Origin of the sequence: Thermoleptolyngbya sp. C42_A2020_037, from assembly GCF_015272455.1 — a bacterium.
Lineage (GTDB): Bacteria > Cyanobacteriota > Cyanobacteriia > Elainellales > Elainellaceae > Thermoleptolyngbya.
On record NZ_JACYLP010000055.1, the window covers coordinates 1 to 18230 of the forward strand.

Below are 18230 nucleotides of genomic sequence, written 5' to 3' on the forward strand. Positions count from 1 at the left end.
TAGGAGCTTCATAGGGTCAAATGTAAAGTTTTATGTCTCAATTCAACACTTCTGCCATCAGTTGTACCAGTCGCTGCTGCAATAAAAAAACTCCCAGTTGCGGCAATACGGCTTGTTGCGTGTGGGTTCGGATGGCTTGCTCAATGCCTTCTAGCGTTTGCAGTTGTTCAGCAGGCGTATTGCGATACAAAATGCTGGCTATCGTTTCAACACACTGTTGCAGTTGGGCTTCGTCTTCAGGAGTCATAGACATGGCAGATAGATGCGCGTCTTTTCCAGCCTAGTTTTTCTACCAAGAAGGTGACACGCACCCTTATTGGCGTTCGAGACGATCTTGACTTTTTAATGCCAATTCTCAAGAGTGAACATCGAGACTGGGCAATTCATCTGGCCCACAGTCTTGCCAGTTCCTTTCTTAATAACAAAACGATTCTGCGGGCCGTTGAGCGTTCTTCTAAAATTGTCTTTGCCCTCAAGAGCTACGCTCGATTTGACCAGAGCGGAGACAAGAAGCCGCTACAGGTTAGCGATGGTATTGAAAATGTCCTGGAGATTTATCACAACCAAATCAAGCGCAACATTCAGTTAAGCTGCAACTATCAGGAAGTTCCCAGTATTTTGGGTTATCCCGACGAGCTAATCCAGGTCTGGACAAACTTGATTCATAATGCGATCCAGGCGATGGAATCTGGTGGAACCTTGACCATTTCAATTGTCGAGAAAGATGGCGGGGTCGAAGTGCGTATTGCCGACACGGGTAGCGGCATTCCATCACATGTAAAGGATCGAATGTTTGACGCATTCTTCACGACCAAATCGGCTGGACAAGGAAGCGGTTTGGGATTGTACATCAGTAAAAAAATTGTTGACAAGCACCGTGGCTCTATCGAAGTGGAGAGCCGTCCTGGGAATACTGAGTTTAGGATTTGGCTGCCGATTGAGGAAGCGCCAAGTCAAGACTCTCGACCCAATGAGGAAGTTATCGAGGAATTCACTCATGTCTGATGCAGCAATCTTATGTGTTGATGATGAAGTCACGGTTCTCGCTTCACTAAAATCCCAGTTGCAGCGGTTGTTTGGTCGTCAGTATTTGTATGAGTTTGCCCAGAGTGCAGAAGAAGCCTGGGAACTTATCGGCGAGCTTGAGGCAGAGTCCATCAAGATTTTAATTATTGTGTCTGATTGGCTCATGCCCAATGTGAAAGGCGATGAATTTCTGACCCAGGTTCATCAGCAGTTTCCCAAAATTGTGACCGTGATGCTGACCGGGCAGGCCGACGAAGCCGCAATTGAGCGGGCGCGGCAAGAGGCCAATCTCTACACCTGTCTCCGCAAGCCCTGGACAGAGGAAGAACTGAAGCAGATGATCGATTCGGCATTGAGCGAGCAGAAGTAGCAGAGCAATATTAGCCTTGACCGCTATCCCAACTTCTGGCGCACGAGGGCGACGACCTGCGCCATCTGCTTTTTCAGGGTTTCCACTTCCGTTCGCAGGCGGGCATTTTGGTTGCGGAGTTGCTGCACTTCGGCCTTCAGTTGCTGGAGTTCGGTGGCTCCGTTGGGCGCAACGGCGGGAGCGTCTTCCACCTCCGCTGGAGAGCGCATTGGAATCGCTGCCACCTCTTGGCGATCCTTTGCCTTTGCGGTGGCAGAGCGAATTGCGTTGAACAAATGCGACTGACCAAACGGCTTGCCGACAAATTCAAAATAGTCAAACAGTTCCGGCACGGTCTTTTCCACATCTTCGCGGCGACCCGACATCATCACGATCGGGATCGACTTCAGCCGGGGATCGGCCTGGATCGTCTGCACCACTTCCCAGCCGTTCATGCGCGGCATAAAGAAATCCAGCAGCACTAAATTGGGGCGCTCCTGGCGAATCACATGTAGCCCTTCTACCCCGTCTCGCGCCTCGATCACCTCATAGCTGCCGCGCGGAAGCATGTCTCGCACCTGCATCCGAATCGTCTTGCTGTCGTCCACAATCAGGATTTTGAGGCTCGCCATAGGGGTTATCGCGTTGCACGCCGTCGTGCAGATGAGGGGGAAGATGCAGGGCGATTGCCCAACAGCGATCGCCCTATTCCCAAGTGTATGCATAAGTGAGGATTCCCTCACGCTTGCGTTTCACTTCGCTTTTTTTCTCTGAACTTCGGTTTCTGTCGCACCCAGTTTTCCTGGTGAATTCTGAGACTTGCAGGGGCGATCGCTTGGGGCACACCAGCGAGTGAGATACGCTAGACAATACTGACAAAAGACAACACCGACAAACCCTAGAACGACTGCGCCAGCCCTCACCCTCAATCCCTCTCCCACCGGGACAGGGACTTTTCTCCCCTTCTCACACAGGAGAAGGGGCTGGGGGATGAGGGCAAACCCTGCCTCAACAACATCAGCCTAACTCGCACTATGAACAGCGCCTTTCTAAATCGCCTCCACAGCCCCGATCGCCCGGTCATCGTTTTTGACGGCGCGATGGGGACAAACCTCCAGGTGCAAAACCTGACGGCGGAGGACTTTGGCGGCGCGGAGTATGAGGGTTGCAACGAGTATCTGGTCGTCACCAAGCCGGAAGCGGTCGCCAAGGTGCATCGCGACTTTCTCGCCGCCGGTGCGGACGTAATCGAAACCGACACCTTCGGCGCGGCCTCCATTGTGCTGGCGGAATATAACCTGGGCGATCGCGCTTATGAACTCAACAAGCTGGCAGCGGAACTGGCAAAACGCTGCGCCGAAGAATTTTCCACCCCCGAAAAACCCCGCTTTGTGGCCGGGTCGATGGGCCCCACCACCAAGCTACCCACCCTCGGCCATATCGACTACGACACGATGAAGGCGGCCTTTGAGGAGCAGGCAGAGGGACTCTACGACGGCGGCGTGGATCTGTTTATCGTGGAAACCTGCCAGGACGTGCTGCAAATTAAAGCAGCGCTGAACGCAATCGAGGCGGTGTTTGCGCGGAAGGGCGCTCGCCGTCCGCTGATGGTGTCCGTGACGATGGAAATTCAGGGCACGATGCTCGTCGGCTCCGACGTGGCCGCCATGCTCACCATTCTGGAACCTTACCCCATCGACATCCTGGGGCTAAACTGCGCCACCGGCCCCGACCGCATGGCCGACCACATCCGCTACCTGTCGCAGCACTCGCCCTTCGTCATTTCCTGCATCCCCAACGCGGGCATCCCCGAAAACGTCGGCGGCCATGCCCACTACAAGCTCACGCCGATGGAGTTGCGGATGGCGCTGATGCACTTCGTCGAAGACCTGGGCGTGCAGGTGATCGGCGGCTGCTGCGGCACGCGCCCAGAGCATATCCAGCAGCTAGCCGAAATCGCCCCCACGCTGAAGCCCCGCGAGCGCATGGTTAGGGGTCAAGGGCGAGTCGCCACAAACCAGCCCCCCCAAAATCCAAAATCCAAAATCCAAAACCCCTCCTCCCGTCCCGCCCTCTCCTACATCCCCGCCGCCGCCTCCATCTACAGTGCCCAGCCCTACGACCAGGACAACTCGTTTCTGATCATTGGCGAACGCCTGAATGCCAGCGGGTCCAAAAAAGTGCGGGAACTGCTGAATGCGGAAGATTGGGACGGGCTGGTGGCCGTAGCGCGATCGCAGGTCAAAGAAGGGGCCCATGTCCTGGATGTGAACGTGGACTACGTGGGCCGCGACGGCGAACGAGACATGCGGGAACTGGTGTCGCGCTTGGTGACAAACGTAAACCTGCCGCTGATGCTCGACTCCACCGAATGGCAAAAGATGGAAGCGGGTCTGAAAGTCGCAGGCGGCAAGTGCATCCTCAACTCGACAAACTACGAAGACGGCGACGAGCGCTTCTTCAAGGTGCTGGAACTGGCCAAGACCTACGGTGCGGGGATTGTGGTGGGCACGATCGACGAAGAGGGCATGGCTCGGACGGCAGAAAAGAAATTTGCGATCGCCCAACGGGCCTACCGCGATGCGCTGGAATACGGCATTCCGCCCTACGAAATCTTCTACGACCCGCTGGCGCTGCCCATTTCTACCGGCATCGAGGAAGACCGCGAAAACGGCAAGGCCACTATCGAAGCAATTCGCCAAATCCGCCAAAACCTGCCAGGGGTTCACATCCTGCTGGGCGTGTCGAATATCTCCTTTGGCCTCAGCCCCGCAGCGCGGATCGTGCTGAACTCGATGTTTCTGCATGAGGCAACGGCGGCGGGCATGGACGGGGCGATCGTCAGCGCCGCCAAGATCTTGCCCCTGGCCAAAATTGAGCCGCAGCATCAGGAAGTCTGTCGCCAGCTCATCTACGACCAGCGGCGGTTTGAAGGCGAGGTCTGCGTCTACGATCCGCTGACAGAACTCACCAAACTGTTCGAGGGGGTTTCGGCCAAAGACACCCGCTCCGGCGGCTCCCTTGCCGATCTGCCCATCGAGGAGCGACTGAAGCAGCACATCATCGACGGCGAACGCATCGGGCTGGAAGAAGCCCTCACCGAAGCGCTGAAGACCTACAAGCCGCTGGACATCATCAACACCTTCTTGCTGGACGGCATGAAGGTCGTCGGCGATCTGTTTGGCTCTGGGCAGATGCAGCTTCCCTTTGTGCTGCAATCGGCGGAGACGATGAAAGCCGCCGTCGCGCACCTAGAGCCGTTTATGGACAAGGAAGAATCCGGCGGCAATGCCAAAGGCACTTTTCTAATTGCCACGGTGAAGGGCGATGTGCATGACATTGGCAAAAATCTGGTGGACATCATCCTCACCAACAACGGCTACCGCGTGATTAACCTGGGCATCAAGCAGCCCGTAGACAACATCATCGACGCCTACTTTGAACACCAGGCCGACTGCATCGCCATGAGCGGACTGCTGGTGAAGTCCACCGCCTTTATGAAAGAGAACCTAGAGGTATTTAATGAGCGCGGCATCACTGTGCCCGTTATCCTGGGTGGTGCAGCGCTTACGCCCAAGTTTGTCTACGAAGACTGCCAAAACACCTATAAAGGGAAGGTGATTTACGGCAAAGATGCCTTCTCTGACCTGCACTTTATGGACAAGCTGATGTCCGCGAAGGCAGCAGGCCAGTGGGATGATGTGCAGGGCTTTTTGGACGAGGCGCAGGAGCCAGAGAGCAGGGGTCAGGGGTCAGGAAAAGAAACCGTGTCTGAGGTTCAGGCAGAATCGGAGCAGTCAGCTACTACGGTAGCGCCAACGGTTGAGGATACGGTGAGGTCGGAAGCCGTAGCCCTCGACATTCCTCGCCCCACGCCGCCGTTCTGGGGCACGCAGATTCTAAACCCAGAAGATATTCCGCTAGAGGACGTGTTCTGGTATCTGGATTTACAGGCGCTGATTGCAGGGCAGTGGCAGTTCCGTAAGCCTAAGGAGCAGAGCCGCGAGGAGTACGATGCTTTCTTGCAGGAAAAGGCGTATCCCATCCTGGCGCAGTGGAAGCAGCGCGTATTGGCAGAAAATCTGCTGCGGCCGCAGGTGGTCTACGGCTATTTCCCCTGCCTGTCCGACGGAAACTCGCTGTATATCTACGACCCGGCCGCTGTGAAAAATGGCATGGGCCCACAAGATTTGCAGCCTGTCGCCACGTTCAACTTCCCGCGTCAGAAGTCCCTCCGCCGCCTCTGCATCGCCGACTTCTTCCTGCCCAAAGACCAAGCCACTCAGTTTGACGTGTTTCCCATGCAGGCAGTGACGGTCGGCGACATTGCCACCGAATTTGCCCAGCAGCTATTTGCCGCTGACCAATACACCGACTATCTGTACTTCCACGGGCTGGCGGTGCAGACCGCAGAAGCGCTGGCAGAGTGGACGCACGCCCGCATCCGGCGCGAGTTGGGCTTTGGCGCGGCGGAACCCGACAACATCCGCGATGTGCTGGCGCAACGCTATCAGGGGTCACGCTATAGCTTTGGCTATCCTGCTTGTCCGAACATTCAGGATCAGTACACTCAGCTCAACCTGCTGGGGGCGGAGCGCATCGGGCTGCACATGGACGAAAGCGAACAGCTCTATCCAGAGCAATCGACGACGGCGATCGTGGTGTATCACCCGACTGCAAAATATTTCAGTGCGTAGTGGAGAGTGACGGGGTGTTGGAGAGAGGGAGAGAGGGAGAGGGGGAGAGAGGGGATGAGAAGATGAGGAGAGAGTGCTTCTCTCGAACTTTTGGACTTTAGTAGAGAAGAAGGAAAAAATAAGAGAGTTTCGGTTTTTGTTCTTCGTTCTTCGTTTTTTCACGATTTGCATGAAACGAGATGAGTTGATCGCTCTGGTGCAAGCCCATCGCGCTCAGCTTCAAGAGTTGGGTGTGAAGTCGCTTGATCTGTTTGGCTCCGTGGCGCGGGATGAGGCGCGGGATGATAGCGATATCGATTTCCTGGTGGAGTTTGATCGCCCAGGCGGATTGTTTCAACTGTTTCGGGTGCGCCACTATTTAGAAGATCTGCTGGGCTGCAAAGTAGATTTGGGCACTGCAAAGGCGCTGCGAGAGCATGTTCGCGAACCCGTGATGAAGGATTTGCAGCATGTCATCTAGACCGTGGGATTTGAGAATTCAGGATATTTTGGGGGCGATCGCCAGCGAGAGAATCCAGTAGGGTCTGAGTATAGTAAACTAGCACTAGTGCAGCACTCTAACTAACTGAAAATTAGAGTAATGCTTTCCAAAATTACTCTATTAATCATATTTATGTTCAGCGTAGATAAAACTGCTTTTTCCGTTGTGTCTCTATTCGACGATTCCGATGAGACGCAATACTGGCGCTCAAAAACACCCCATGAGCGGTTGCAAGCAATAGAGCAAATGCGACAGGTTATCTATGGCTACAAGCCTTCTACCGTCAGATTTCAAAGATTTTTTGAGATTGCTGAATTCAAAACAAGTTGAGTATCTACTAATCGGTGGCTATGCGGTTGGATATTATGGCTATGCCCGCGCAACCGCTGACATCGATATCTGGATTGCAATCAATCCGGAAAACGCTCAAAAAGTAGTGGATGCAATTCGAGAGTTTGGATTCAATGTAGAGGGGCTAACCCCAGAGCTATTTTTGCAGCCCAACAAAATTGCTCGTATGGGGGTTCCTCCATTTAGGATTGAAGTTCTGACTACCATTTCTGGGGTGTCTTTTGAGGAATGCTACGCAGAGAAGACAGTCGATGTGCTGGATGGTGTTGAGGTAAACATCATTAGCTTGAAAGATCTAAAGCTCAATAAGCAGGCTAGCGGCAGGCTGAAGGATCTCAATGACTTAGAAAATCTGGAATAGAGCAAAGATGTCATACTGAATAGAATCTTGGCTTGTGGCTTGAGTGATGAAAGCGCCGTACAGCAAGTTCTACATCTCTCCAGAAGACTATTTGGCGGGCGATCGCCCAGCCCGACTAGGCATGAATATCGCCGAGGACAGGTCTACGCGAGGGTAGGGGCGAAGAAGTCCCACGTCATTCTGGCGAGTAACCTCACCACGCTGCTGAATGTCCATTTGCAAGATTCGCCCTGCTTGGTGATGTCGTCGGATATGAAGGTGCGGCTGGAGTCCGCCAACTGCTACTACTATCCTGATGTGGTGGTCACTTGCGACGAGCGTGATCTATCCACGACCGAAGATTTCATCCGCTTTCCAACGCTGGTCATCGAGATTCTGTCGGACTCGACCGCTGCGTTTGACCGGGGCGACCAGTTTGCCGATTATCAGACCGTGCCAACCCTGCGCGAATATGTGTTGGTGAATCAGTCTGAAATGGCGCTGGAATGCTATAGGCTGACGGCAGAGGGCTGGGTTGGGCAGCGCTACGGCGTAGGCGACACAGTGCGCTTTGAGAGTGTGGGGCTGGAGTGTGCGATCGCCACCCTTTACCAAAAAGTGCCTGGAATTGCCGCAGGATGAATGGGGGGCGATCGCCCGCTGGTTTTGGCGCAGAGCCATAATGCCTCTGCGGCGGGGTGCTGGACTGGCTGCCAGACCTCCCGCCGCAGGTGCATTGGTTCGCGTTCAGATTCACGCTTCAGATTCACGCCTCAGCAAGCACTACCTCAGCGCTGCGACACTCGGTTTGCACCAGGCAAATCCTGCGTGTCGATGATGGAGACAAAGAACTCGCCGCGATCGCCCGGTTCCATGCCGCCCACAACCAGCCGATACCAGCCGTCGGCGGGCAGTTCAAACCGCAGGCTGCCCTGGCGCTCTGCCCTGCCTTCCACCACGCGATCGCCATTGGGGTCGCGCACAATCAGGTACGGATTAAACGCCGAGTTTACAATCAGCGCGACGGTCTGTCCGGCGCGTCCCTGGAAGTTGTAAGCGCGGCAGAGGGAGCCATCATCGAAACAGGGTGCAGTGCTGGCATCCAACATTCCCTGCTCCACCAAAATTGGCTGCGAAATTTGCAGGTCATACTGTCCAGATTGGGTTTCGCCTGCGGCTATGGCCAGCACGGTGTATTGCCCGCTCTGGGTCAGCTTTTGCACCACCAGCGCATCTCGATTCGCCCCATTACTACGGTCAAAGGCGATCGCCCGTCCATCGGGCCCGACCAGCACCAGATGCGATCCAGCCTGACGAGTAGACATTCTGAGCATCACCGCCTGCCCTGCCTCTGCCTCAAAGGTGTAGATATCCGTCGGGGGGTTGCCGTCGGCGCAAAAGCGGCTGTCAGCAGGCTGCAAGTTGCCCTGCACATTGCTACGGGTCAGCGAGATGGACTGGCTGATGGGCTGGTTAGACGAGGCCGCGGCGGGAATCACATACTGCCCAATCGGGAACCGCAGCCCCTGCCGATAGGACTCCACAAACAGCCGCACCTGCTCCACCGACACGGCGTAATTCACGTTTTGGGCATTGCGAGCGCCCGACTTGGTGATGCCAATAATCCGCGACTGGCTATCAATCACCGGCCCGCCAGAGTTGCCCGGATTGACTGGCGCATTAAACACCACCACACCCTGAGGAACATGAATGTTATTCACCGTGCCCTCCACGATGGATGGAGAGGTCGGCGTACTGCCGACGGGAAAGCCCAGTGCCCAGATATCTTGCGTTTTTGTGATGGAACTGGCATCGGCAAGGCGCAGGGTGGGCAGGTTGCGCTGGTTGGGCAGTTGCAGCAAGGCCAGATCCAGGCAGTCCGCAGCACCCATTGCCACAACCTCTGCCCGCACTTCGCGCCCTTGCACGGTCACGATTACTTCCCGCGCCCCAGCAACGACATGGGCATTGGTGACAATTAATCCGCTGGGGTCGATGATTACCCCGCTACCAGTACTGCTGCCATTGCGGCCGTTGGTGCGGATGTGAACCACAGCGGCTTCGGCATCTTGAACATTGCCCCGCGATTGGGCGGCGGCTGATTGGGTGAGGGCGGTTCCGGGGGTGGTCAGGGCAAATTCGCTGACGAACGTGGTGGCGATCGCCGTTTGCAGCAGCAGCAACCCAGAAGCCGCAAAACGAACCACGCGAGCGGGCTGGGGACGTGTGAAGGAGCGTACCATAGAGCATGACCTCCGTAGGGGTATTAGGTAGTTCAGTGCAATGGTTGGAGTGCAGTCAAAGAGCGATCGCAGCCATGTATGGAATCGTGTAAATTTATGAACCAGCAAGTGAAACTTAGTATGCGTTATTGCTTGTCATTTCAATTCCCAGTCCCGTATTGGTTACATGACTGAAAGTTAAAACGACTGCGATATGCTAACGTTCTCTTTGGATCACTAAATGAGTTCCAAAAAGATGTATTTCCGGGATGAGCAAACTTATGCAATATGCTGCTTCACGCTGCGGCGGCTGGGGGGCGGGCGCTGGCTTGAAGCTGTTGTTAAGTACAATAGGGCGATCGCCCCAGCTAGGGCACTCCCCTTTCCCGCAAATTTCATTGCGCTCACAGGAAAAGTGAGTTGCATAAAAGTGCAAAGAGGACGAGAAGGGGGTGTTGCTCTTGTCCTCTGGCGTTTGTCCCCTCTGCTCTAAGGTCGGCTAAGCTTGGCCCGCAACCGCGCCACCAAGCGGATCAGGTGAGTGCGCGGATTGAGGTAGCGCCGCACTAGGCTGGAAACGTCTAGACAATCGGGCGATCGCCACACGTCGATCACCGCCAGACTGCCCTCCAAAAACTGTTGCCGACAGCGACTCCGCTGAATCTTGCCGCTGGAGGTGCGGGGCAAGCCGCCGGGTTTCACCAGGGCGATCGCCCCCACATCTACGAAATGCTCCCGAAACGCTACCCAGCGCACCGTTTCCACCACGTCTGGCAGCCATAGGTGCTGGCGGGCGCTGCGTTCCACTTCTTGAGCAATGACCAGCCGCTCTTCGCCCTCCGCCTCTTCATCAATTGGCGCGGCAAAAACCGCACAGCCGCCCGCACGAAACGCCGGATAGCACGATTCCACCGTCTGCTCAATGTGCTGCGGATAGTGGTTGAAGCCCCACAACACCAGCACATCGTGCAGCCGCCCAGTAATAAACAGTTCTCCCGCTTGCACAAAGCCCAGGTCGCCCGTCCGCAAAAAGCCGCCCTCGCCCGTGGCCAGCGTTGCCCCAAAGGGATTCTCTAGCCCCAGCGGGTGCTGCCAATAGCCCCTGCCGATGCCGCTCCCTGCCACCCAGATTTCGCCAATTTCCCCTTCGGCGCAGGGCATCTGCGTGTCCCGATTAACGATTTCTATCCGCGTGTCTAGCCAGGGATGTCCGCAACTGATCAGCGTCTGCATCCGCCGTGCGCTGGGGCGGGCAAGGCCGGGACGGGACGGTTCGCAAATCTCCACGCGGTTTTGCTCTGGGCTTTGCGTGTCCACATGCAGCGTTTTGGGGGGCAAATGCTTAGCACCGCCCGTGATGAACAGCGTCGCCTCGGCCATGCCATAGCACGGATAAAACGCCTCCGGGCGAAACCCACAGGGGCGAAATTTTTCGGCAAATTGGTCGAGCGTGGCTTGCCGCACGGGTTCTGCGCCGCAAAAGGCAATCTCCCAGGTAGACAGATCGAGGCGATCGCGCTGCTCATCGGTGACATACCGACTCAGCAAATCATAGGCAAAATTGGGGCCGCCGCTGGTGGTTGCGCCGTAGCGGGCGATCGCCTCCAGCCAGCGCACAGGCTTTTGCACAAAGGCAATCGGCGACATCAGCACGCACAGCGACCCGGCATAGAGGGAATACAAAATATTGCCGATCAGCCCCATATCGTGAAACAGGGGCAGCCAGCCCACGCCCACCGACGCTTCGGTATGCTGAAACGCAGCGTGGAGCATCTGCTGATTGGCCCAGAGGCAGCCGTGGGTCACCATTACGCCCTTGGGTGTGCCCGTAGAGCCAGAGGTATATTGCAAAAAGGCCAGGCTGTCGGGCGACAGGTCGGGTCTGACCCAGCTCGCTGCCGATGCATGACAGTCTTCATGAGATAGCCAGCGCAGCGGGTGTGCTGGGGGCAACGCTGGGGCAAGCTGGCGCTGGAGCTTGGGCAAGAGCGATCGCCCCGTCAGCACGCCCACCGACCCCGACCCCAGCAGCCGCGCCGCCACGTCGGCCACCCCCTGCTGATTGCGCGGCGGATGGCAGGGGACGGGAACCACCTGCGCCGCCAAACAGCCCAAAAACGCCACGACAAACTCCAGCGCTGCTTCGTAGGAATAGACCAGCGTCAGGCGATCGCCCGGTGCAAACTGCTGCTGGAGCCAAGTCGCCATTTCGGTCGCCCGCTGGCATAACTCGGCGTAGGTCAGGTGTCCCGCTTCGGCTTCGCCCTCCTTTAAGAAGATAAACGCCTTGCGGTCTGGATGACCGTGCGATTGCCAGGTCAAATGCTCTACTAGATTGGATGGGTTCTTCGCCCAACTTGCCAACTTCCTGATTCCTAAAAGAGTATGCCCTCCTGAAGATACAGCATTTTCTTGCCGGGTGAGACCGGTGCTACCCTGACGAGGCGAGGGCTTCTTGACCGTCGGCACCCCTACCTACCTGCAAACACGAGCTGCAAAAACGCTGTAATCACCTCGAGGAAGGTCCTCAACCCTTTCCCATAGAACTGGTAGGATGCAAAACGAAATCCAATCTACAACGACCCGTCCTCGTTGTGGCTCTCTGATGAAACCCCTCATGATGAAATCCTTCAACCGTCGCTCTATTCTGCGCTCAGTTCTGCTTGGCAGCCTAGTCATGCTGTGGGTCAGCGCTTGCACTAGCGGCCCAACCGCGCAAAACCCAGAGCCAGGCGCTTCCGAATCTGGCACTGGCGACAGCGCACCCCTGGTGGTTGGCTCGATTCCCGACCAAGACCCCGAAAAGGTGCAGCGACAGGCTGAGAAACTGGCTGCTTATCTGGAATCGAAACTGGGTGTGCCCGTAAAGTATCAACCCGTAACGGACTACGCCGCTGCGGTGACTGCTTTTAAGGTGGGTGATTTGGATCTGGTGTGGTTTGGCGGGCTGACGGGTGTGCAGGCGCGACTGCAAGTGCCAGGGGCCCAGGCGATCGCCCAGCGCGACATCGACGAACAATTCACCAGCGTCTTCATTGCCAACACCCAGAGCGGCATTGCCCCCTTCACTAACCTCAAAGACCTCAACACGCTCAAGGGACGCACCCTCACCTTTGGCAGCGAATCTTCTACCTCCGGTCGGCTGATGCCGCAATATTTCATTCAGCAAGCAGGCATGGCGCTGTCGGATTTCAAAGGGGAAGTGGGCTTTTCGGGCAATCACGATGCCACGATCAAGCTGGTGGAAGCAGGAACCTACGAAGTCGGCGCACTGAATTCTCAAGTCTGGGAATCGCGAGTGGCAGAGGGCGCAGTGGACACCAGTAAGGTGCAGGTGATCTGGACCACGCCGCCCTACTACGACTATCACTGGGTGATTAGCCCGGAGGTGGAAGAGCGCTACGGCCAGGGCTTTATCCAAAAGGTGCAGGCGGCGTTTACGGAGCTAGACCCGGCCAACCCAGACCAAAAAGAAGTGCTGGATCTGTTTGGCGCGGCGAAGTTTATTCCCACGAAAAACGAGAACTACTCGCAAATTGAGTCCGTCGGTCGCCAGATTGGCAAGATCCAGTGATGGGCATACCCATTTTTCAGCTCAGCCAAGTGACGCGCCAGTTTCACGCGCTCACAGCTCTGGCCGGGGTAAACCTGAGCATTGCCGCTGGGGAGCGGGTCGCGCTGATTGGCCCCAGCGGCGCAGGCAAAAGCACCCTACTGAGCCTGCTGAATGGGACGCTGCTGCCGTCGGCGGGGCAGGTGACCGTGCTGGGACAAGACCTGCGGCGACTGTCTCCTCGACAGCGGCGGCGGGTGCAGCGGCAAATTGGGACGGTCTATCAGCAGCATCACCTGGTCACCAATCTGTCGGTGATTCACAACGTCAATGCCGGACACCTGGGGCGCTGGTCGCTAGCGAAGGCCGCCTGGTCGCTGCTGTGGCCGCAGTCGGTGGATGTGGCTGCCCAAGCACTGGCTCAGGTCGGCATTGCCGAAAAGCTGTATGCTCGCACGGATCGGCTATCGGGCGGCGAACAACAGCGAGTGGCGATCGCCCGGCTGCTGGTGCAAGACCCAGTGGCAATTCTGGCAGACGAGCCGATCGCCAGCCTCGACCCGGCCCGCGCCCACGACCTGATGGCGTTGCTGTGCCGCCTGACGGAGCAGAGCGGCAAAACGCTGGTCATCAGCCTGCACGATATCGAATATGCGTTTCAATACTGCACGCGGCTGGTGGGGCTGCGGCAGGGGCAGATTCAGTTTGACGCGCCACCCGCCCAGGTGACAGACGCGATGATCCACAGCTTGTATCGTTTAGAGCAGCCTGTCCCTTAACCGTTTTTGCAACCCGATGCCCGCTGCACCGATTGCCCTGCCACCCCCTCCCCCCTGGCTAAACCGTCGCAGCGGGTGGGGATTGGTGATGCTGGGGGCGATCGCCCTTTCGCTGTACGCCACAGGCATTGGACGACCGGACGCGACCCTGGTCAACCCCGGCGGCTGGGGCCAGTTTGCAGAGTTTTGGGCCAGCAGCCTGCGGCCCGACCTCAGCCGCGACTTCCTGGGGGTGATTGCTAGGGCCACGTTGGTCACTTTTGCCTATGCGGTCTGCGGCACGACCCTGAGTGTGGGGCTGGGGCTGGTGGGCGGGGTGCTGTCTTCCCAAACTTGGTGGCAAACGATGCTGCCAAGGGCGGCGGCGGGTGGCGCGTGGGCAGCTCCCGCGTGGCTGCTGATTCGCGGGCTGCTGGCGGTTCCCAGGGCAATTCACGAACTCCTCTGGGGTCTATTTTTTTTAAACATTCTGGGGCTGAACCCGCTGGTGGCGGTGCTGGCGATCGCCCTGCCCTTTGGGGCGATCGTGTCCAAGGTGTTTGCCGAAATTTTTGACGAAACGCCCCAGGAACCGCTGAATGCCCTTCTGGGGAGCGGGGTGTCGCCGCTGGCAGCGTGGCTCTACGGCCTGTTGCCCCAGGCGTTTCCAGATTTGCTGTCCTACACGACCTATCGGTTCGAGTGTTCCCTGCGGTCGGCGGCGGTGCTGGGGGTGATCGGCGCGGGCGGGCTGGGCTACGAGATTTTGCTGAGCCTGCAATCGCTCCGCTATGGGCAACTCTGGACGGGGTTTTATGCGCTGGTGCTGCTGAATGGCGGGGTCGATTGGTGGAGCGGCTGGGTGCGGCGCAGGCTAGGATTCACCAGTCGGCTGGATCTCAATTTGGCTCAAACCAGGTTCCAAAGCTCACAGAATTCCCAGGCTGCGAAACCCGATCCGCACATTGCCAACCCCTGGCCGCTGCGCCTGTCTTGGGGGGCGATCGCCCTGTCGATTCCGCTCTGCTTTTGGGGCTTGGGCATCGACTGGACGCGGCTCTGGTCAGCTCGCACACGACGACTGCTGGGCGACATCGCAGCCGCCGCTGTGCCCCCGTGGCCCAGCCCAGACGAATGGGCGACGCTGCTCCACCTCTCTGGCTTGACGCTGGTGATGTCGATTCTGGCGATCGCCCTAGCCGGATTGGGCGGTGTCCTGCTCTCCTTTCCCGCAGCCCAAACCTTCCTGTTGCCCGGCGGCTGGCTGCGCCCGCTAGACGACCCCGCAACGACCCAAGCCCCCTTCGCCTGGCTGCTGCTGCTGGCAACCCGACTGGGGCTATTGCTCAGCCGCGCCGTGCCCGCCCCCATCTGGGCACTGGTGTGTCTGTTTGTGCTGTTTCCAGGCATCTTGCCAGGGGCGATCGCCCTCGGTCTACATAACCTGGGCATTCTGGGCCGCCTCATGGCCGAGGTCAACGAAAACCTGGACGACCGCCCCGTGCGATCGCTCCACGCCCTGGGCGCATCCAGCGGGCAGGCAATTCTCTACGGCGTTTTGCCTCAAAACCTGGGGCGATTTCTGGCCTACACCCTCTACCGCTGGGAGGTCTGTATGCGCGAAACGGTAATTGTCGGGCTGGTGGGCGCAGGGGGGCTGGGTCGCCGCCTGACCGAACAACTCAGCAGCTTTGACTATGGCGGGCTATTGCTAACGCTGGGGTGCTTTGTTGCCCTCACCTTTTTGGTCGATCTGGTCAGCCAGCAGATGCGGGCGGTCGTTGGGGGGAGGGTTGATGGATGAAGTGCGAAAGGGGAGAGCGAGAGAGGCGGCAAAATCTTGCTTCCCCGTGCCCCATTACTCCGCTCTCCCGTCCCTGATCTCGCCCTTCGAGGCAATCAGCAGTTGCATGACGCGGCTGGCATCTTCGAGCCGTCCAGTGACGCGGCGGACTGGCTCTGGCCAAACTCTGACCAGCGTCGGCGTGGCTGTGATCTGGTCTTGCTCGGCCAGGTCAGGATACTTGTATACGTCAATGATTTTCAGCGTGTAGGGCTGCTGAATCAGGTCTTCGAGGAGGCGGTGCAGGTTGGTCAAAATTGCCTCGGTTACATCGCTGTTGCTCGACACATAAAGACGCAGCACATAGCCCTGTTTGGAAACGTTGGGCGATTGGGCTTGCCACGATAGCCGACTCCAGGACGATGGCTGTGCCTCTGGCTGGCTTATCTGCTGAATGGCCGGAGACTCGTAGCGAATCACCAGATCGTGCGATCGCCACAGTTCGGGAAAGCGGCTCTGATAGGTCAGCAGCATCAGCGACTCGTCCAGGTTGTCGGGCGGCTGCACGGTTTGCCAGAGCAAATCGCCAGTGCCAAAGACGGCATTCAGCACCGCCTGATGCCGTGCCACCAGCGGATATACCTCAGCAGACGTAATGATGGACTGGTTTTCGGGCGATCGCCAGCGGTCGATCGACGCGGTGTACCACGGCACCAGAAACAGCGGCGGTTCCGATAGATCGAGCCACTCCTGGAGCGCCGCACACAGGTGCAAATGCCAATGACTCTGCTTGTCTGGGTCGATACAGTACACCAGGTCGCCCCCTGGGGTAAACAGGGCAATTCCCTTGTATAGTTCTGGCAGCGGGGCTTTCATGGAAAATCAATTGCCAAGCGCAGGGGTGCAAAAAAGCGAGAAGGGTGGGCTTTTCGCACCTGATCCAGTCCGAAAAATCCACCCCAGGAACCGTTGAGCTTTGCAACCTAGACACGCCCGCGCAAAATTTGCGCCATTTCGTTGGGCTTGGGCGACATCTCTAGCGCCGTTTCCTCCGTAATGCGTCCTGCCTCATACAGCTTGTAGAGGGACTGGTTCATCGTACACATGCCGTCAAAGTTGCATCGCGGAATCAGCGCTTCCACTTCGTCCAAATCGCCCTTGCGGATGTAGTCGCGAATTGCGTCCGTGTTGATCAGAATATCGTGGAAGGCGGCCCGCTTGCCGTCGGTGGTGCGGCAGAGGCCCTGCGCGATGACGGCCACCAGCGATTCGGCGATCGCCACTCGCATGGGTTCCTGCTGATCCGGCGGATACAAGCCCAAAATCCGCTCAATCGTCTTCACAGCGCTGTTAGTGTGCAGCGTTCCCATCACCAAGTGACCCGTTTGCGCGGCTTTCAGGGCAGTGTTCACGGTTTCAATGTCCCGCATTTCCCCCACCAGAATCACGTCAGGGTCTTCCCGCAGCGAGGCCTTCAGGGCCGCATCAAATTTCATCGTGTGAATGCCCACTTCTCGCTGGCGGATCAGACACTTGCGGCTAGTGTGGACAAATTCAATCGGGTCTTCAATGGTGACGATATGCTTGGGCATTTCGCTGTTCATATAGTCCACCATCGCCGCCATCGTGGTCGATTTACCCGACCCAGTGGGCCCTGTCACCAGGATCAGCCCCTTGTGATAGTGGCAGATTTCCTTGAAGACAGGCGGCAAACCCAGTTGCTCAATGGTCAAGATCTTCAGCGGAATCAGACGCATCACCATTGCCGGGCCGCGCAGCGAATCAAAGATATTGATCCGGACACGGGCAAAGTCGTATTGCGTCGCACCGTCAAAGTCGAGCGTGTCCTTAAACCGCTGAATCTCGGCATCCGAGAGAATTTCTTGTAGCCAGCTAAAGAAGGTGTCGAGATCCGTTACCGGATACTCGGTCATGTCGATCTCGCCCCGGTTGCGGAAGCGGGGTGCTTCGCCCACGCCCAGGTGAATATCTGAGAAGCCTTTGTCGTAGGCTTCGCGGACAATTTGCGCCAGCGTCGGCTGACCCGGCGAAGCCTTGCTGCGGGAGGCCTGCATCGGCGGCGGCGCAGCGGGACGGTGCCCCATCATCGGCGGCGGTGCGGGCGTGGGCGGCGGCTTCACCGCTGGAGCGCCCATGCTGGGCTTTGCGCCCCCCGGAGCAGGACTGACGCGAGTGCCCGGTGCCGTGTTGGCCTGGGTCGATGCAAAGGTTTGCGAAGGCATTTGCTGGCCGGTTTGCCCGAGGTCGCCCATCGGCGGAGCGCTAGCGGGTGGACGACCCGGCGGTGGCGGCGTGCGGGGAACGGAGTTGGGCGGGATGCTTGGGCGTTGTGCGTCTGTCATAAGTCCACGTCTCGCAAACGATGGGAAAGCGTGTTCACTGGCGGCGTTTCTGAGCGGGCGCTGTTAAGCCAGATTTCGGTTAATCCAGAGTTTGATTAAGCCAGATTTCAATCCCTAACCAGTAGATGATCGCCAAATCAGATCAATCTACATAATCTACATTGATTATGGATAACAGCATACTCAAGAAATTACGAATCCCGTAGGATACCCCTTGAGAATTCCCAAGATGGGGAAACGAAACATCATTAGGTAAGTAATCAGGTGAGCAAAATCGGGATTTTGGGTTTGGGATTTGGGGTTTGTT

14 protein-coding genes and 1 pseudogene are annotated in these 18230 nt (G+C 57.4%); 9 read left to right on the plus strand and 6 right to left on the minus strand.

What is annotated here, in order from left to right:
- Positions 1–37: 37 nt before the first annotated feature.
- The gene (locus tag IGS16_RS19505) at positions 38–253 is read right to left on the minus strand and encodes a hypothetical protein (protein ID WP_297088328.1); all 216 of its coding nucleotides are present in this window, start codon (positions 251–253) and stop codon (positions 38–40) included.
- A gap of 47 nt (positions 254–300) precedes the next feature.
- On the opposite strand from IGS16_RS19505, the gene IGS16_RS19510 reads away from it, so the two are divergent.
- Positions 301–1005 (plus strand): HAMP domain-containing sensor histidine kinase, encoded by a 705-nt coding sequence (locus IGS16_RS19510; RefSeq protein ID WP_297088330.1) that lies wholly within the window; start codon positions 301–303, stop codon positions 1003–1005.
- Entirely contained in the window at positions 998–1396 is a 399-nt protein-coding gene (locus IGS16_RS19515; protein WP_297088332.1) for a response regulator, read from the plus strand. The genes IGS16_RS19510 and IGS16_RS19515 overlap by 8 nt, the downstream gene beginning before the upstream one ends.
- Positions 1397–1419: 23 nt before the next feature.
- Here the strand turns inward: IGS16_RS19515 and IGS16_RS19520 are convergent, their stop codons facing one another.
- On the minus strand, positions 1420–2007 hold the full coding sequence (locus tag IGS16_RS19520) for a response regulator (RefSeq protein ID WP_297088333.1): 588 nt from the start codon (positions 2005–2007) through the stop codon (positions 1420–1422).
- Between the two features lie 402 nt (positions 2008–2409).
- On the opposite strand from IGS16_RS19520, the gene metH reads away from it, so the two are divergent.
- From metH to IGS16_RS19540, 4 genes and pseudogenes are all read left to right on the plus strand, one after another.
- Entirely contained in the window at positions 2410–6072 is a 3663-nt protein-coding gene (gene metH / locus IGS16_RS19525) for a methionine synthase (RefSeq protein WP_297088335.1), read from the plus strand.
- A gap of 169 nt (positions 6073–6241) precedes the next feature.
- Positions 6242–6532 (plus strand): nucleotidyltransferase family protein, encoded by a 291-nt coding sequence (locus tag IGS16_RS19530; RefSeq protein WP_297088337.1) that lies wholly within the window; start codon positions 6242–6244, stop codon positions 6530–6532.
- Positions 6533–6815: 283 nt separating this feature from the next.
- Entirely contained in the window at positions 6816–7265 is a 450-nt protein-coding gene (locus IGS16_RS19535; RefSeq protein WP_297088339.1) for a DUF6036 family nucleotidyltransferase, read from the plus strand.
- A 46-nt stretch (positions 7266–7311) separates the two neighbouring features.
- Positions 7312–7886 (plus strand): annotated as a pseudogene (locus tag IGS16_RS19540) (Uma2 family endonuclease).
- A gap of 146 nt (positions 7887–8032) precedes the next feature.
- Here IGS16_RS19540 and IGS16_RS19545 read toward each other — a convergent pair.
- Together IGS16_RS19545 and IGS16_RS19550 are read right to left on the minus strand one after the other, a co-directional pair.
- A complete protein-coding gene (locus IGS16_RS19545) occupies positions 8033–9487 on the minus strand; it encodes a S1C family serine protease (RefSeq protein ID WP_297088342.1) in 1455 nt (484 codons plus the stop codon).
- A gap of 468 nt (positions 9488–9955) precedes the next feature.
- Positions 9956–11788, minus strand: a complete 1833-nt coding sequence (locus IGS16_RS19550) for a fatty acyl-AMP ligase (RefSeq protein ID WP_297088345.1) — start codon at positions 11786–11788, stop codon at positions 9956–9958.
- A 295-nt stretch (positions 11789–12083) separates the two neighbouring features.
- On the opposite strand from IGS16_RS19550, the gene IGS16_RS19555 reads away from it, so the two are divergent.
- The 3 genes from IGS16_RS19555 to IGS16_RS19565 are packed head-to-tail and all read left to right on the plus strand — an operon-like array spanning position 12084 to position 15581.
- The gene (locus IGS16_RS19555) at positions 12084–13040 is read left to right on the plus strand and encodes a putative selenate ABC transporter substrate-binding protein (protein ID WP_297088347.1); all 957 of its coding nucleotides are present in this window, start codon (positions 12084–12086) and stop codon (positions 13038–13040) included.
- Complete coding sequence (locus tag IGS16_RS19560; RefSeq protein ID WP_297088348.1) at positions 13040–13798, plus strand: phosphonate ABC transporter ATP-binding protein; 759 nt, start codon at positions 13040–13042, stop codon at positions 13796–13798. Before IGS16_RS19555 ends, IGS16_RS19560 begins: the two co-directional genes overlap by 1 nt.
- A gap of 16 nt (positions 13799–13814) precedes the next feature.
- Positions 13815–15581: an ABC transporter permease gene (locus IGS16_RS19565; protein ID WP_297088349.1), complete on the plus strand. Its 1767-nt coding sequence runs from the start codon at positions 13815–13817 to the stop codon at positions 15579–15581.
- A 54-nt stretch (positions 15582–15635) separates the two neighbouring features.
- Here the strand turns inward: IGS16_RS19565 and IGS16_RS19570 are convergent, their stop codons facing one another.
- Together IGS16_RS19570 and IGS16_RS19575 are read right to left on the minus strand one after the other, a co-directional pair.
- Positions 15636–16436: a circadian clock KaiB family protein gene (locus IGS16_RS19570; protein ID WP_297088351.1), complete on the minus strand. Its 801-nt coding sequence runs from the start codon at positions 16434–16436 to the stop codon at positions 15636–15638.
- 107 nt (positions 16437–16543) lie between these two features.
- Positions 16544–17923 (minus strand): type IV pilus twitching motility protein PilT, encoded by a 1380-nt coding sequence (locus tag IGS16_RS19575; RefSeq protein ID WP_297088353.1) that lies wholly within the window; start codon positions 17921–17923, stop codon positions 16544–16546.
- Between the last annotated feature and the right edge of the window lie 307 nt (positions 17924–18230).

What these genes read in the sequence shown, in the direction of transcription:
- IGS16_RS19505 (WP_297088328.1), bottom strand. Translation starts at nt 253, where the DNA reads ATGTCTATGACTCCTGAAGACGAAGCCCAACTGCAACAGTGTGTTGAA.
- IGS16_RS19515 (WP_297088332.1), top strand. Translation starts at nt 998, where the DNA reads ATGTCTGATGCAGCAATCTTATGTGTTGATGATGAAGTCACGGTTCTC.
- IGS16_RS19520 (WP_297088333.1), bottom strand. Translation starts at nt 2,007, where the DNA reads ATGGCGAGCCTCAAAATCCTGATTGTGGACGACAGCAAGACGATTCGG.
- metH (WP_297088335.1), top strand. Translation starts at nt 2,410, where the DNA reads ATGAACAGCGCCTTTCTAAATCGCCTCCACAGCCCCGATCGCCCGGTC.
- IGS16_RS19530 (WP_297088337.1), top strand. Translation starts at nt 6,242, where the DNA reads ATGAAACGAGATGAGTTGATCGCTCTGGTGCAAGCCCATCGCGCTCAG.
- IGS16_RS19535 (WP_297088339.1), top strand. Translation starts at nt 6,816, where the DNA reads ATGGCTACAAGCCTTCTACCGTCAGATTTCAAAGATTTTTTGAGATTG.
- IGS16_RS19545 (WP_297088342.1), bottom strand. Translation starts at nt 9,487, where the DNA reads ATGGTACGCTCCTTCACACGTCCCCAGCCCGCTCGCGTGGTTCGTTTT.
- IGS16_RS19555 (WP_297088347.1), top strand. Translation starts at nt 12,084, where the DNA reads ATGATGAAATCCTTCAACCGTCGCTCTATTCTGCGCTCAGTTCTGCTT.
- IGS16_RS19560 (WP_297088348.1), top strand. Translation starts at nt 13,040, where the DNA reads ATGGGCATACCCATTTTTCAGCTCAGCCAAGTGACGCGCCAGTTTCAC.
- IGS16_RS19565 (WP_297088349.1), top strand. Translation starts at nt 13,815, where the DNA reads ATGCCCGCTGCACCGATTGCCCTGCCACCCCCTCCCCCCTGGCTAAAC.
- IGS16_RS19570 (WP_297088351.1), bottom strand. Translation starts at nt 16,436, where the DNA reads ATGAAAGCCCCGCTGCCAGAACTATACAAGGGAATTGCCCTGTTTACC.
- IGS16_RS19575 (WP_297088353.1), bottom strand. Translation starts at nt 17,923, where the DNA reads ATGACAGACGCACAACGCCCAAGCATCCCGCCCAACTCCGTTCCCCGC.